We start from the raw sequence: 15,130 nt of genomic DNA on the forward strand, positions 1-15,130 counted from the left end.
TACAGAAAAAGCTGCCCATAAAGGCAGCCTTTCAAGCAATATCTTTAATAATCTTGTTTACTGATTCACCAGATTGGATGCCTCCTCCAATACCGATGGGATTCCGGCCGGTTCTTTTCCTCCGGCCGTTGCGTAGAACGGCTGTCCGCCACCGCCGCCTTTCACAAGCTTAGCCAAATCGCGAATCATTTTGCCGGCATTGAAACCACGCTCTTTCACCAGCTTGTCCGAAATCATGAGATGCAGGTTGGCTTTCCCGTCAATCTCAGAGGCCAGTACCAGGAAAAGATTATCGATTTCACCTTTCAACTGAAAAGCCAAATCTTTTAACATAGCGGCATTATTGACATTCAGCTGACGAGCAATGAAGCTCATCCCATTGATCTCTTTTACTTCGCGTAATAAATCGCGCTTCATAATGCCGACGGCTTCTTTCTCGAAAGCTTCAATTTGCTTGGTCAGCTCATTATTGCGCTTCATAAACTCCTCAACTGATACTTTCAGGTTTTTCGGATTATTCAACATACCTGAAACCTCTTTCAGCACTTTGTGATTTTGCACCATCATTTGTTCGGCACGGTCGGCCGTAATAGCTTCAATCCGTCGAACGCCAGCCGAAACCGAACCTTCGGAAACAATGGTAAACAAACCGATTTCACCGGTAGCTTCCACATGGGTCCCTCCGCACAATTCGGTTGAATCGCCAAAACGAATAACACGAACCAGGTCGCCGTATTTTTCACCAAACAACGCAATCGCTCCCATATCCATCGCTTCCTGCATCGGAACAGCACGAAACTCTTCCCGTTTCAGGTTCATGCGAATCATCTGGTTCACCCGACGTTGAATTTCGTCCAACTCTTCTTCGGTTACTTTCTTAAAATGCGAAAAGTCGAAACGCAGGTAATCTTCGTTCACCTGTGAACCTTTCTGCTCCACGTGCCCGCCCAACACATCCCGCAGTACGTAGTCCAGCAAGTGTGTTGCCGAGTGGTTATTGGCTGTCAACTGCCGTTTGCGGCTATCGACATGTGCTACAAGGGTTTCCGATGGATCGTCCGGTAACTCTTTTGCGTAATGAATAATGAGGTTATTTTCCTTCTGGGTATCCAGAATACTTATTTTCTGTCCATTCGCTTCGATGTAGCCGGTATCGCCAACCTGACCACCTGACTCGGCATAAAAAGGCGTGAAGTTGAAGACCAGTTGATACGATTCCTTGTTCTTCACTTTCACCTTGCGATACCTGGTAATTTTCACTTTAGCCTCCAGGTGCTCGTAACCAATAAACTCCTCTTCATCGTCGGCCTGCAGCTGAATCCAGTCGCCGGTTTCCTGGTGAGTGGCATTTCGCGAACGGTTCTTCTGAGTCTCCATGGCCTCGTTGAATTCCTTCCGGTTTACCACCAAATCGTTTTCACGAAGAATCAATTCGGTCAGGTCAAGCGGAAAACCAAACGTATCGTAAAGTTCGAAGGCCAGCTTCCCGCTGACCACTTTATATTCGTTCTTTTTCGTCTCCCCAATAATGCTGTCCAACATACGGATACCGGTTTCCAGCGTCCGCAGGAATGATTCCTCTTCCTCGTGAACCACCTTGGTCACCAACTCTTCCTGCTTCTTCAGTTCAGGGAATGCTTCCCCCATATTCTGAATAAGAACCGGAACCAGTTGGAAAATAAATGGTTTTCTGAAATTCAGGAAAGTATAACCATAACGCACCGCACGGCGAAGAATACGCCGGATAACATAACCGGCTTTATTGTTCGACGGAAGCTGTCCATCCGTAATAGAAAACGCGATGGCGCGCAAGTGGTCAGCCACCACGCGCATGGCAATATCGGTTTTCTCGTCATCGCCGTATTTTACTCCGGCCAGGTTTCCGAGTTCCCTGATAACGGGTTGAAAAACGTCAGTATCGTAATTCGATTGCTTTCCCTGTAACACCATGCAAAGGCGTTCGAACCCCATTCCTGTATCGACATGCCTGGCCGGCAGTTCTTCCAGTTTTCCGGAAGCTTTCCGGTTATACTGAATAAATACCAGGTTCCAGATTTCGATTACCTGCGGATGATCTTTGTTGACCAGCAAACGTCCGTCCTTCTTAGCACGTTCGTGCTCGTCACGCAAGTCGACATGAATTTCGGAACAGGGGCCACATGGACCGGTATCACCCATCTCCCAGAAATTGTCTTTCTTATTTCCATACAGAATATGAGCATCCGGGAGGTACTGTTTCCAGTAACTCCGGGCCTCTTCGTCCGCTGCAACTCCGTCTTTCTCATCGCCTTCAAATACCGTAGCATAAAAACGATCGGGAGAAATTTTAAACTCGCCGACCAATAATTCCCATGCCCAATCGATAGCTTCCTTCTTGAAGTAGTCGCCAAATGACCAGTTGCCCAACATTTCGAACATCGTATGGTGATAAGTATCGTGTCCCACCTCTTCCAGGTCGTTATGCTTGCCCGAAACACGCAAACATTTTTGAGTATCCGCGATTCTCGGCGATTTAACCGGCGAATTCCCCAGAAAGATATCTTTGAACTGGTTCATCCCCGCGTTGGTAAACATCAATGTTGGATCATTTTTGACCACCATGGGCGCCGAGGCAACAATTCGATGTTGTTTCGATGCAAAAAAGTCGAGAAATGTTTGACGTATCTCTTTTGAATTCATAATCAGGAAGCTTAATTCAATAAATGTTAAAATCGACCCGGTTCGTTGGGTTTTCTCCTGCGAAACTCGAAAAAAATTTTAGATTTGCAACCGTTTGAAGGGTCTGTTTTATTGATCCTTGCAAATTTAGATTATTTCGTTAAATTTGTTAACATATATTGTAAAATAAAGGACCAGCATGGGTAAAACCAACTATAGATTTAACCCTGAAACGCTCAGTTACGACAAGATTGAACGCAACATTAAATCTCTTGTCAAGAGATTGTTTGGCTACCTTTCTACGAGCATAGTCCTGGCAGTCATCATTTCGATGGTGTCCCTGCAGTTCTTCGATTCCCCCAAACTTCGCCGGATGAAACGTGAGAACGAAAGGTTGCTCACGCAATATACTTTGATGAATAAGGACCTGGATAATATGAGCAAGGTGTTGAAGGATATTCAGTACCGGGACGACAATATCTACCGGGTCATTTTTGAAGCCGAACCGATTCCCGCGTCCGTTCGTAAAGCCGGTTTTGGTGGCGTAAACCGATATTCACAACTGGAAAGTATGGGCAATGCTGATTTGGTCATTTCCACAGCTCGCAAGCTGGATGTTTTGACCAAACAGATTTATATTCAGTCCAAATCATATGATGATGTGATGAACATGGCCCTGAACAAGGAAAAAATGTTGGCCAGTTTGCCATCCATCATGCCCGTTTCAAACAAAGATTTGAAACGAACTGCATCCGGATGGGGTTACCGTATCCACCCGATTTATAAAATACGTAAATTTCACTACGGAATGGATTTCTCTGCACCGACCGGGACTGAGGTTTTCGCTACCGGAAGTGGTGTGGTAGAACGTATTCAGCGGTCAAAAATCGGATTTGGAAATCACATTACCATCGATCATGGTTATGGCTTCGAAACATTGTATGCTCACCTGAGCGTTTTCAATGTGAAAGCCGGTCAAAAGGTAAAACGCGGCGATATAATTGGTTATGTGGGAAGTACCGGGACATCAACGGCACCGCACCTTCATTATGAAGTTCATAAAAACGGTAAAAAAGTTAACCCCCAGAATTATTACTTCCTCGATTTGTCGCCGCAGGAGTATGAGAAGATGATTGAAATTTCGTCCAACATGGGACAGAGTTTTGACTAAAAACCGAATACCGTGCCATTTAAACAGCCTAAAGCGGAAAAATTATATTACTCGATTGGAGAAGTAGCCGAGATGTTCGATCTCCGGCCTTCCACCATTCGTTTCTGGGAGAAAGAATTTGAATCCCTCAGGCCGCATAAGAACAAGAAGGGCAACCGTTTTTTCACCAAAGAAGATATTGAACATCTCGGTTTGATTTATCACTTGGTAAAGGAGCGCGGGATGACACTTAAAGGTGCACATAAGAAAATAAAAGAAAACCGGCAGGATACTGAAGAGACTTACGAAGTCATAAAGAAACTGCAGGATATAAAAAAATTCTTACTCGACATAAAAGAAGAACTATAGCAGGTCCTTCTTTTTTTATCCAAACTACCTGTCTTCAAAAACCACAAAAAATGAAATTCAAGATACATGAGATCATCAGTAAACTGGAAGCGCTGGCGCCGCTTTCGTTTCAGGAACCATACGACAATGCCGGACTAATTGTTGGCCGCCAGGAAGATGAGGTTGACGCCGTTTTGCTAACCCTTGATGTAACCGAAGAGGTCATTGATGAAGCTATTTCATCCGGAGCGGGTTTGATCATCGCTCACCACCCGGTTATATTCAAAGGATTGAAGCAATTGAACGGCAAAAACTACGTGGAACGCTGTGTGATAAAGGCCATCAAAAACGATGTGGCCATTTATGCCTCGCATACCAATCTCGACAGTGTCCCCGGCGGAGTGAACAGTAAGATGTGTGAAAAGCTGGGGCTGAAGGAGTGCTGCATTTTATCGCCCATGAAAGGGCAGCTGCTGAAACTGGTTACTTTCGTGCCGGTTGAACAGGCCGGTATAGTCCGTGAAGCCATTTTCGCTGCTGGAGCAGGGCACATTGGTAATTACGACCAATGCAGTTTTAACCTGCCCGGCGAAGGGACTTTCCGCGGAAGCGAAAACACTAAACCTTTTGTGGGAGAACCCGGAAAGCAGCATACCGAAAAGGAAGCCCGTGTGGAAACTATTTTACCCCGTTACCGGAAAGGCAAAGTTCTTAGCGCACTTCTGGAAAGTCATCCTTACGAAGAAGTAGCCTACGATTTTTATCCGTTGGAAAACGACTGGGCTGAAACAGGCATGGGGATGGTCGGCCATCTTCCGGAACCGATGGACGAAAAATCCTTCCTGCTAAAGGTAAAAGAAACGTTTCGTTGCGGAGCTGTCCGGCACACCCGGTTATTGGGTAAGCCCGTTAAAAAAGTGGCGCTTTGCGGAGGTTCGGGTAGTTTCCTTTTAAACGAAGCAAAAGCCTCCGGAGCCGATGTTTTCATTACCGGTGATTTTAAATATCACCAGTTCTTCGATGCCGGGGATCAACTGGTAATTGCCGACATTGGGCACTATGAAAGCGAGCAGTTTACTAAAGAAGTTTTTTATGAAATACTTACCGAAAATTTCCCTAACTTTGCCATTCGCTTATCGGAGGTGAAAACCAACCCGGTAATGTACCTGTAAATACTTAAGAAACACAATAAATAACAGACAGGATATGACGACAGAATTCAACAAGCCGGCTGGTGGAAATGAAGTTCCTGCAGAAGAGAAGCTGAGAATGCTTTATGAGCTTCAAACAGTTGTATCAGAAATCGATAAAATCCACACATTGCGCGGAGAATTGCCACTGGAAGTACAGGATTTGGAAGACGAAATCGCCGGTTTGAAAACCCGCATCACGAATTATGACGATGAGGTAAAGAGCTTGAATACTGCGGTTACCAACAAGAAGGCCGAAATTAAGGAAGCCAAGTCGCTGATTGAAAAATACACCGAGCAGCAGAATAATGTACGTAATAACCGTGAGTACGATTCGCTGTCGAAAGAGATTGAATTTCAGACGCTGGAAATCGAGCTGGCAGAAAAGCGCATCAAAGAATTTACTGCTGAAGCAAAACTAAAAAAAGACGAAATCGACAAAGCTCAGGTCGACCTGAAAGAACACGAAGAAGATCTGGTGCGCAAACGCAAAGAGTTGGAAGAAATTACTTCTGAGACTTCCGTTGAAGAGCAAAAACTCGTCGATAAATCAGAATCGATTGAAGCTTCCATCGACGATCGTTTACTCACGGCTTTCAAACGTATCCGTAAGAATGCGCGTAACGGACTGGCTGTTGTTACCGTGCAGCGCGATGCCTGTGGAGGTTGCTTCAACAAAATTCCGCCGCAGCGTCAAATGGACATTGCTTCACGGAAAAAAGTTATTGTTTGTGAGTATTGTGGTCGTATCCTTGTTGACCAGGATATCATGACACCACTCTCAGAAGAGAAAGAAAGCAAATAAACAAAGCATTATTCCATAAAAGAAACCTGGTTCATTTCTGGACCGGGTTTCTTTTATTATATCGTTTTGCTATTTACCACTCCCCACCGGCTCCACCGCCGCCAAAACTTCCGCCACCGAAACCGCCAAAATCTGAGAATCCTCCTCCGCCACCGAAGCTTCCGCCTCCGCCGGAGAAATCATTCCAGGAGCCCCGGTGGCTCCCGCCTAAAAGATTCATCAGTAACAGTCCCTCCAAAAATGAAGGACCGCGTCCAACAGCGCCAACCCTGCGGCGTCGACGACCAAAGATGACGAATAAGATGATGAAGAAAATCACCACCCCAACTCCTCCGGTACCTCTTCCTCGTTTGCTCTGTTCGCGTGTAGCCTTGATATACTGGCCGGCTGTAAATTCCTTCTTTGTCAATCCCATCAACACATTGGCCGCCCGATCGATGCCAATGAAATAATCTCCTTTTTTGAACCAGGGAATCATCTCATTTTCAATAATTGTTTGTTTTGCGACTACATCCGGAACGACACCTTCAAGGCCATAACCGACAGCAATAAATGCTTTCCCTGTCGATTCGCTGGTTTTTGGTTTTATCAACATCAATATGCCGTTGTCTTTCCCTTTTTGTCCGATTCCCCACTTTTCAGCTAACCGGACAGCATAATCACCTTTATCGTAACCATGAAGATTATTGACTGTTACTACAGTAATCTGGGTGGATGTTTGCCGGGCAAATTCGGCCAGTTTTTCATTCAGCATCATTGCTTTCTGCTGCGGCAAAATATTGGCCAAATCGTTGACAAGTCTGGCTGGTTCAGGACGAGACGGGAAATCACTGTTTTCTGCGAAAGCACTAAAACTAACCATCAAAGCCAGCAACAGCAACCGTCCCTTAAGTTGTATAGAAATATGTTTAATTTGTTTCATTATTTTTCGAATGAGATTTCGTCTGATAATTCGTTTACATCATCCTTCTGATAAGGGAAATGTTCGCTAAGCTGATGTCCGGCCATGGAAATACCTTCAGCAAGTCCGATAGCAAAATCACCTTTCTTAAAGGATTCGAGCATCTTGTTTTTAATATCATCCCAGAAATTCTCCGGAACAACCTTATTGATGCCGCCATCACCCAGGATGGCAAATTTCCTGTTTCCCACGGCCAGGTAAAACAAAACACCGTTTCGTTCTTTGGTTTTGTGCATATCAAGTACTTTGAATACATAAGCGGCCCGATCCATCACGTCGCCGGGGCATTTATCGTCGATATGTACCCGGATTTCGCCACTGGTATTGTGCTCAGCTTCCTGAATGGCTTCCATAATATTAGCCTGTTCTTCCTTGCTGAAAAATTCTTCGATTTTCATGAAACTCTTTTTTTTAAAATTGGACTTTTGGCGCCCTGTCTGCTCCTTTATCCGCCTCAAAGTAGGCTTTCTTTTCAAATCCCTGGAAATTGGCAATAATACTTTGCGGGAATTTACGAATGTAGGTGTTGTAATCACGGGCCACTTCATTAAAACGGCGGCGTTCAACAGCAATCCGGTTTTCTGTTCCTTCCAGCTGTGCCTGCAGCCCAAGGAAGTTTTGGTTCGCCTTTAAATCAGGATACCGCTCTACTGTTACCATCAAACGGCTCAGGGCAGAAGACAGTCCCTGCTGCGCTTCCTGGAATTTTTGCATTGAAGCCTGATCGAGATTGTCGGCATTTACATTGACTGATGTGGCTTTGGCACGCGCCTCAATTACTGAAGTGAGGGTTTCTTTTTCGTGTTCAGCGTATCCTTTTACGGTATTCACCAGATTAGGAATCAGGTCTGCCCTGCGCTGATAGACATTTTCAACTTGCGACCACTGAGACGAAACAGCTTCCTGCTTTTCTACCATCCGGTTATTGATACCAACGCCCCATTTAAAAATCCCGAAGAAGATCACGACGATTACAACCAGAATAATAATTCCAACTCTTTTCATGTGTATTATCTCTTTTAATTATCAAATTTTACCGACGAATGCCGGGATGACCACAAGTGAGCATCATTCAGGTTATGAAGTTCTCTCATTCTCTGTGGCTCAATTACTACTTGAATATTTTCTTACAAGTTAACACAAAATCCAGTCCGTGATACGCCATGGCAGTCTCATCTAACAAACACTATCATAATCAACTCATTCAAAATAAAACATTTCCTGCCGAATTGGCATGCCAGTAAAAAAAGAGCTCTATTAAGGCCGGTTATCAAACATGCACTTCCTCATTTTTTAATCATCTCCTCCATTGTAATTTTATTGTCAGAATATTAAAACGAAACGGACATGAACTTTTTTAATCAAAAGTTCGCCAAAGGCAATGATTAAAAAAAGTTTATGTGAGAGCGAAGCGGTTCCATACGTTCTCAAATTTAGAATTAAATTATGGACCATAATTATAAATTTTAAACGTATGAAAACTATGACCAATGATACGTTTGCGAAATCAATAACCGAAGGAATACCGGATATTTTACCGGAACCGAAAAGTTATGATCCGAATATCAATCACGCCCCAAGACGGAAGCAGGTTCTGTCCAATGAGGAAAAGCAGCTTGCCCTTCGCAATGCATTACGATATTTTCCTAAAAAGCATCACGAAGTACTGGCTCCGGAGTTCGCTCAGGAACTGGAAACCTACGGGCGTATTTACATGCATCGGTTTCGTCCGGAAATAAAAATGCACGCGCATTCCATCGCTGACTATCCTGCCCGCTCAAAACAAGCTGCAGCCATTATGCTAATGATTCAGAACAACCTGGACAAAGCAGTGGCGCAACATCCTCACGAATTGATCACCTATGGTGGAAACGGGGCGGTCTTTCAAAATTGGGCCCAGTACCGGCTGACCATGAAATACCTTTCGGAAATGACCGATGAGCAAACCCTGGTTTTGTACTCTGGCCATCCAATGGGACTTTTCCCGTCGCACAAGGAGGCCCCCAGAGTGGTGGTCACCAACGGGATGGTCATCCCCAACTACTCATCGAAAGATGATTACGAACGAATGAATGCGCTCGGTGTGACCCAGTATGGTCAGATGACTGCTGGTTCATTCATGTACATTGGCCCGCAGGGTATTGTGCACGGCACAACCATCACCTTAATAAATGCAGCCCGAATGCATTCGGAAGGAGGAATTGCCGGCAAAATATTCGTATCGTCCGGTTTGGGTGGAATGTCCGGTGCCCAGCCCAAGGCTGCCGTTATTGCCGGATGCGTAGGTGTCGTAGCTGAAATCAATCCCAAAGCAGTGCAAGTAAGGCATGAGCAAGGTTGGGTTAACGAAGTGTTCAGTGACTTAGATAAATTGATTCAGCGAATGCTCCAGGCAAGTCGCAACAAAGAAGCTGTCTCCATCGCTTACCTGGGAAATGTAGTCGACTTATGGGAACGACTGGCGAAAGACGGTATCCCCGTTGAACTTGGTTCCGACCAGACTTCTTTGCACAATCCATATGCAGGAGGTTATTACCCGGCAGGTCTGACGATGGAGGAGTCAAACAAAATGATGGTAGGAGACCCGGAAAGATTTAAAGGAGAGGTCCGGAAAACCCTGCGTCGCCACGTGGCTGCCATTAATCAACTGACAGCCAATGGCATGTATTTCTGGGACTATGGAAATGCCTTCCTTCTGGAAGCTTCGCGTGCCGGAGCTGACGTAATGAAAGACAACGGGCTATTCCGTTATCCGTCATATGTGGAAGATATAATGGGACCACTTTTCTTTGATTACGGTTTCGGACCCTTCCGCTGGATTTGTACTTCAGGGAACCCGGAAGATTTGGAAAAATCGGATGCCATCGCTGCTCAGGTATTGGAAAAACTTTCTGCGGAAGCACCGAAAGAAATCAAATCGCAGATGGAGGACAACCTTCACTGGATCCGCAAAGCAGGAGAGAATAAACTGGTGGTTGGCTCACAGGCACGGATTCTTTATGCCGATTGTGATGGCCGGATGCAGATTGCCGCCGCGTTTAACAAAGCCATTCTTGATGGTGAAATCTCCGCTCCGATCGTTTTGGGACGCGACCACCATGATGTTTCAGGAACAGATTCCCCTTTCCGGGAAACCTCGAATATATATGACGGTTCAAGTTTTACGGCAGACATGGCAGTTCAGAATGTCATTGGCGATGCTTTCCGAGGGGCTACCTGGGTTTCGTTGCACAATGGTGGCGGCGTCGGTTGGGGCGAAGTGATCAACGGCGGATTCGGTATGCTGCTTGACGGTTCGGAAGAATGCGATTGCCGAATAACACAAATGCTTCACTGGGATGTGAACAATGGTATTTCACGACGTTCGTGGGCCAGAAATGAACCCGCCATATTTGCCATCAAACGCGCAATGGAGCAAAATCCCAACCTGAAGGTGACATTGCCCAATATTGCCGACGATGATATAGTCGCAAAGCAATTCAAGAAATAACAAAAGGGATACAATGCATAGGAAAGAGCTGTCCGGATGAATATTCGGGCAGTTTTTTTATCCGATGGAAGTATTACCAGGCGTTGCTTTTCCATTATCGTTATCCTGGTTCACATCCATGCTGGAGCTATTAACTCCGGTGGCAACAACCAATGTAAATGAGAATGTGGTACCACGGCCCAAATCAGATTCAACACTGATTTCGCCCCCATTCTTTTCAACAAATTCTTTACAAAGAATCAAACCAAGACCGGAACCTTTTTCACTATTTGTACCATAGGTTGTAAAGAATTCACGGGAATCAAAAATGCGGGAAATATTCTCAGTAGGAATACCGATTCCGTTATCTTTAATCGAAACGCGATAGTTATTTCCGGCACGGTGACCGAAAATGGTGATTTTGCCTTTTTCCGGTGTAAACTTAATGGCATTCGTCAACAGGTTACGAATGACCATATTAATCATATTCCTGTCGCAGTATACCATGCAGTCTTCTGTCAGTTGCGAAGTCAGTTCAATATTCTTCTTGTCAGCAAAGAAACGCTGCTGCTCGATATTCGAATCCACTAACCGACGAATAGAATTAGCATCTTTGAAAATCTTGAGCCCCCGCTGACTTTTTGCCCAGGAAAGCAGGTTTTCCAGCAATTCATAGGTATTCTCCGAAAGCCGGTACAACTCTTCTTTGATTTGCTCCTGCTCCTCTGGCGGGAACACATCCGGTTCCTTAATCAGTTGATGAAGCATGCTCTTGGAAGCACCAATCGAACCACGTAAGTCGTGACCAATGATTGACAACAACTTGTCTTTTGTGGTATTAAGTTTTTCCAGCTCATCCTTTTGCCGGAGAATTTGTTCATTACTGGATTCGAGTAAGAGATTGGATTTACGCTTGGTTGAATAGAGCGTAGCGACCAATACAGAAAAAACAGCCAGAACCAAAATGATTCCAAGCATGATATTGAAACGAACCCGTTTTCTGCCCAACTCCAAATCCTTAATCGCGTTGTCGCGGGTTAGAATTTCAATCTCATTTTGTTTCTGCCCCAGTTCATAACGGCTCTGAATTTCCGTAACCAATTTAGCTTTACTCTCATTGAAAGCCGAATCACGAATCGTTGAATAGGTGTTATACAGATCGAAAGCGCGGCGATAATCACCAGTTATTGCTACCAGCCGGGACAAAGCAGCGTAATTCTTTTCCAGCAAATCAATAATATGCAGCTTCTTGGCATAGTCGATACTCTGTTCGAAGGCTGCCATGGCCTGGTCCGATTGCTTTCTTGCGTTGGCAATCAATCCCATATTATAGTATACATGCGCCAGTCCTTCCACATAATTCATACTTTCGAATTTTGCTTTTGCTTCGAGAATCTTCTCTTCGCCTTCGTCAATCCTGTTGAGCTTAATCAAAGCCTCGCCCATGCCCAAAACACCAATGCCTTCGTACTGCCTGTTATCAAGCATAATACCGATACCGTAACATTGACGGTAGTAGTCAATCGCTTTTTCATATTCACCCAGGTCCTTATAAATCTCTCCGATATTATTTAATGGAATAGCTTCGTTGGAAAGTTGATTCAAGTCACGATACACGTCAAGTGCCTCATTGTAATATTTAAGCGCTTTGTCGAGGTTGCCCCAATCGTGATAGGCTACCGCAATATTATTTTTAATGCGTGCCACCTGTTCTTTTGTACCTTTCTTTTCAAAAACGGTTAAAGCACGCATAAACAGCTCCATTGCCTTAACATAATTACCAGAAGTAGAATACAATCCGCCCAGGTTCGAGTCAATAGTAGAAATCTCAAGATCGTCCCTGGGAGACTTCAAATAAGTAAAAGCCTCCTCATAGGTATCCACTGCCTTCTTGAAATCGCCTATCTTGTTGTAATAGGCCCCAAGCGAATTAAGGGAATTGGTAATTAATTTCCGGTCATTTAAATCTTTGCCAATCAACAACCCCTGTTTTAACAGTGGCAGACAAGCCTCATATTCCCCACGCAGAAAATAATTACTGCCCATTGCCAAGTAAGCGGTCCCTTCCTCTTTACGATCCTTCCGTTTAATAGCCAGTTCAAGGGCTTGCTCAGCATAATTTTGGGCTTTCCTGGAATCTAAATAGAGGTAGGCAAAAGAGATCTTGTTGAGCAACTCTGCTTTATTTTTCTCCGAAACGGAAGAAAGCTTTTGCACGAGACTGTCGACTTCTTCAACGTTAGGCTTGGCTCTCAAGATTAAGGGTATACAAACCAATCCCAACAATAGGGTTATATAAATTAACTTACCTCTGGGCACGGTTGGTTAAGTAGGTTTTAAAATTGGTAACAGAACGTTGGGTTTAGATAAACAAATTAAAAAAAATTACTGAGATAAAAAAACATTAATTAAAATAAGGCCAATATGTAAGACAGTATTTGTCGGTTATTAATCCTCAAAGAAGCGGTAAATTCTGGACATATCGCCTTGAAGCTCATCGAGAGAAAAGGCACGAACTTTTCTGAAAGTTTCTTTTCCCTCGGCAAAGAAGATTACCGTCGGAACTGTAAAGACTAAAAATGATGCAGCCAATTCAGGTTCCTGGTCCACACTCACCGCCCGAAAAGCGACTTTCGGGAATTCTCTCTGCACCAACGCCTCAACTTTGGGCCTCAGCACATGACAAACCGAGCAGTTGGGGCCGGTAAAATACAATAATACCAGTGCTTTGGTTTCTACCAACTCTTCAAAATGCATAAGATCATTAAATGCTAAACGGGAACATTGTTGCTCCCGCGTTTATGAAATTTGTTTTTGTAACAACACAACAGCTTGTACCGAAATGCTCTCTTCCCTCCCCTCCGGACCAAGTCCTTCAGTAGTTGTGGCTTTTACCGCCACCCTTTCTTCATCGATTACCAATACCTCTGCAATCTTTTGTTCCATCATCGTGATGAAAGGCATCAGCTTCGGCTTCTGAGCAGCAATGGTTGAATCGATATTGACAATTTGATAGCCCTTTTCCCTGACCAGCCGGTATGCTTCCGCCATTAGCATTTTGCTGTCAGCATTTTTAAATTCTTCCGATGTATCGGGAAAATGAAAACCAATATCACGCAGACGGGCGGCTCCTAACATGGCGTCACTAATGGCATGTAACAAAACATCACCATCGGAATGCGCCACGATCCCTTTGTAATGAGGAATCCGAACTCCGCCAAGCCATAACTCCTCACCTTCGGCTAGCCGATGAACATCGTAGCCCAGTCCCACACGATAAGCCATAAACTAACGCCGATTTTTTTGAAATGCATCCAAATCAAATGACAATGTGAAACGTAGCGTATTTTGCAACGGATTGTTTCGTTCAACCGGAAGAAGATAAGAAAAATCCAGAGCAAACACATTCATTTTCAAACCAGCACCAGCTGTAAAATATTTTCGGTTGCCCTTATTTTGATTCTCATAAAAATATCCGGCACGCAAAGCGAACTGCTTATTATACCAATACTCTACTCCAAGTGACACCATCACTTCCTGCAACTCTTCCTTAAATCCACCTGGCGCATCACCAAATGAAGAGAAAACAGCGCTAATAACAGATTTATCTGAACCATATCCCGGAGTTACAACAATAGTTCCGTTACCTGAACCGGTTGCAGAAATGGTATCAGCTGGAGTCGGCACCAGCAATTTATTGACATCCGCCGTCAGCGTCAACGAATTATATTCATCCAAATCCATGGAGAATGCCGTTCCCAAACGAAGATTGGCCGGAAGAAACTCTTTCGTTTCTCCCTGGTCATATGAAATTTTCGAACCAACATTGGAAATATCAATACCAGCCGAAATCTCCCGACGTTGCCGACTGTCTTTCCAAGCCGAGTGATAATAGAATGAAACATCGGTTGCAAAGGCGTTACCAGGCGAATAGGTTTCATCGCCCACTCCACCGGAAAGGTCGGAACGGATATACCTCAGCACAACAGCACCGGACCAATTATCCGAAAGTTTCCTTGAATAACCCGCATCGAAAGCAAATTCATTCGGATTCTGACTCCCCATCGGTTGTCCTTGCACATCGGTAAGCTGAATGCTACCCAGAGAGAAATACCGTAATGATGCACTTACTGTTTGGAGGTTGTCGAGACGATAGTAACCGGCCACATAAGCCAGGTTAATGTCGTCGGCCAAATCCCGAAGCCATGGGGTATAGGAAACTCCGATCCCGAATGAGCTTTCCATGAATGCATATTGCGATGCATTCCAGTGTTGGGCATTTACATCCGGAGATGTAGCCACACCGGCATCCCCCATCGCTCCATGTCTTGAATCGGGTGCAATGGTCAGGAAAGGTACAGCCGTCGTAATCGGATTTGCCTTCACATCCTGGCCGGTAATAGTTTCCTGCGCAAATACTTTCGCTGTTTGCAGCAACGGGGCAATGACAATTAGGCTAACAAGCAGTTTTCTCATAGATCATGGTAAAGTAAAATCATTAATGTCCACAAAAATAAGCTTTTGTTTTCAAAATGCATTCCTATACTGG

General features: G+C 44.6%; 13 protein-coding genes. 5 read left to right on the forward strand and 8 right to left on the reverse strand.

Annotated elements, in window-relative coordinates:
* Nucleotides 1–57: 57 nt before the first annotated feature.
* The gene (alaS, locus tag GJU82_RS11540; protein WP_153632273.1) at nucleotides 58–2,679 is read right to left on the reverse strand and encodes an alanine--tRNA ligase; all 2,622 of its coding nucleotides are present in this window, start codon (nucleotides 2,677–2,679) and stop codon (nucleotides 58–60) included.
* 178 nt (nucleotides 2,680–2,857) lie between these two features.
* Between alaS and GJU82_RS17770 the strand changes: the two genes are divergently transcribed.
* From GJU82_RS17770 to GJU82_RS11560, 4 genes are read left to right on the forward strand one after another with little or no spacing between them, the layout of a single operon-like run.
* On the forward strand, nucleotides 2,858–3,829 hold the full coding sequence (locus GJU82_RS17770; RefSeq protein ID WP_153632274.1) for a M23 family metallopeptidase: 972 nt from the start codon (nucleotides 2,858–2,860) through the stop codon (nucleotides 3,827–3,829).
* Nucleotides 3,830–3,841: 12 nt separating this feature from the next.
* Complete coding sequence (locus GJU82_RS11550) at nucleotides 3,842–4,177, forward strand: MerR family transcriptional regulator (protein ID WP_153632275.1); 336 nt, start codon at nucleotides 3,842–3,844, stop codon at nucleotides 4,175–4,177.
* 50 nt (nucleotides 4,178–4,227) lie between these two features.
* Nucleotides 4,228–5,328, forward strand: coding sequence for a Nif3-like dinuclear metal center hexameric protein (locus tag GJU82_RS11555; RefSeq protein WP_153632276.1), 1,101 nt, complete (start codon nucleotides 4,228–4,230; stop codon nucleotides 5,326–5,328).
* A 34-nt stretch (nucleotides 5,329–5,362) separates the two neighbouring features.
* Complete coding sequence (locus GJU82_RS11560) at nucleotides 5,363–6,151, forward strand: zinc ribbon domain-containing protein (RefSeq protein ID WP_153632277.1); 789 nt, start codon at nucleotides 5,363–5,365, stop codon at nucleotides 6,149–6,151.
* Between the two features lie 73 nt (nucleotides 6,152–6,224).
* Here GJU82_RS11560 and GJU82_RS11565 read toward each other — a convergent pair whose 3' ends face one another.
* The 3 genes from GJU82_RS11565 to GJU82_RS11575 are packed head-to-tail and all read right to left on the reverse strand — an operon-like array spanning nucleotide 6,225 to nucleotide 8,117.
* Nucleotides 6,225–7,073, reverse strand: a complete 849-nt coding sequence (locus tag GJU82_RS11565; protein WP_228488682.1) for a YgcG family protein — start codon at nucleotides 7,071–7,073, stop codon at nucleotides 6,225–6,227.
* Nucleotides 7,073–7,510 (reverse strand): TPM domain-containing protein, encoded by a 438-nt coding sequence (locus GJU82_RS11570; protein ID WP_153632278.1) that lies wholly within the window; start codon nucleotides 7,508–7,510, stop codon nucleotides 7,073–7,075. Before GJU82_RS11570 ends, GJU82_RS11565 begins: the two co-directional genes overlap by 1 nt.
* Nucleotides 7,511–7,523: 13 nt before the next feature.
* A complete protein-coding gene (locus GJU82_RS11575) occupies nucleotides 7,524–8,117 on the reverse strand; it encodes a LemA family protein (protein ID WP_153632279.1) in 594 nt (197 codons plus the stop codon).
* Between the two features lie 469 nt (nucleotides 8,118–8,586).
* Between GJU82_RS11575 and GJU82_RS11580 the strand changes: the two genes are divergently transcribed.
* On the forward strand, nucleotides 8,587–10,602 hold the full coding sequence (locus GJU82_RS11580; RefSeq protein WP_228488683.1) for a urocanate hydratase: 2,016 nt from the start codon (nucleotides 8,587–8,589) through the stop codon (nucleotides 10,600–10,602).
* Nucleotides 10,603–10,659: 57 nt separating this feature from the next.
* Here the strand turns inward: GJU82_RS11580 and GJU82_RS11585 are convergent, their stop codons facing one another.
* The 4 genes from GJU82_RS11585 to porV all read right to left on the reverse strand — a co-directional run bounded on the left by GJU82_RS11585 (nucleotide 10,660) and on the right by porV (nucleotide 15,057).
* The gene (locus GJU82_RS11585; protein ID WP_153632280.1) at nucleotides 10,660–12,837 is read right to left on the reverse strand and encodes a tetratricopeptide repeat protein; all 2,178 of its coding nucleotides are present in this window, start codon (nucleotides 12,835–12,837) and stop codon (nucleotides 10,660–10,662) included.
* Between the two features lie 192 nt (nucleotides 12,838–13,029).
* Entirely contained in the window at nucleotides 13,030–13,338 is a 309-nt protein-coding gene (locus GJU82_RS11590; protein WP_153632281.1) for a co-chaperone YbbN, read from the reverse strand.
* 42 nt (nucleotides 13,339–13,380) lie between these two features.
* Nucleotides 13,381–13,866: a 2-C-methyl-D-erythritol 2,4-cyclodiphosphate synthase gene (ispF, locus tag GJU82_RS11595; protein ID WP_153632282.1), complete on the reverse strand. Its 486-nt coding sequence runs from the start codon at nucleotides 13,864–13,866 to the stop codon at nucleotides 13,381–13,383.
* 3 nt (nucleotides 13,867–13,869) lie between these two features.
* On the reverse strand, nucleotides 13,870–15,057 hold the full coding sequence (gene porV / locus GJU82_RS11600; RefSeq protein WP_153632283.1) for a type IX secretion system outer membrane channel protein PorV: 1,188 nt from the start codon (nucleotides 15,055–15,057) through the stop codon (nucleotides 13,870–13,872).
* Nucleotides 15,058–15,130: the final 73 nt, after the last annotated feature.

The organism is Prolixibacter sp. SD074, from assembly GCF_009617895.1.
GTDB lineage: Bacteria > Bacteroidota > Bacteroidia > Bacteroidales > Prolixibacteraceae > Prolixibacter.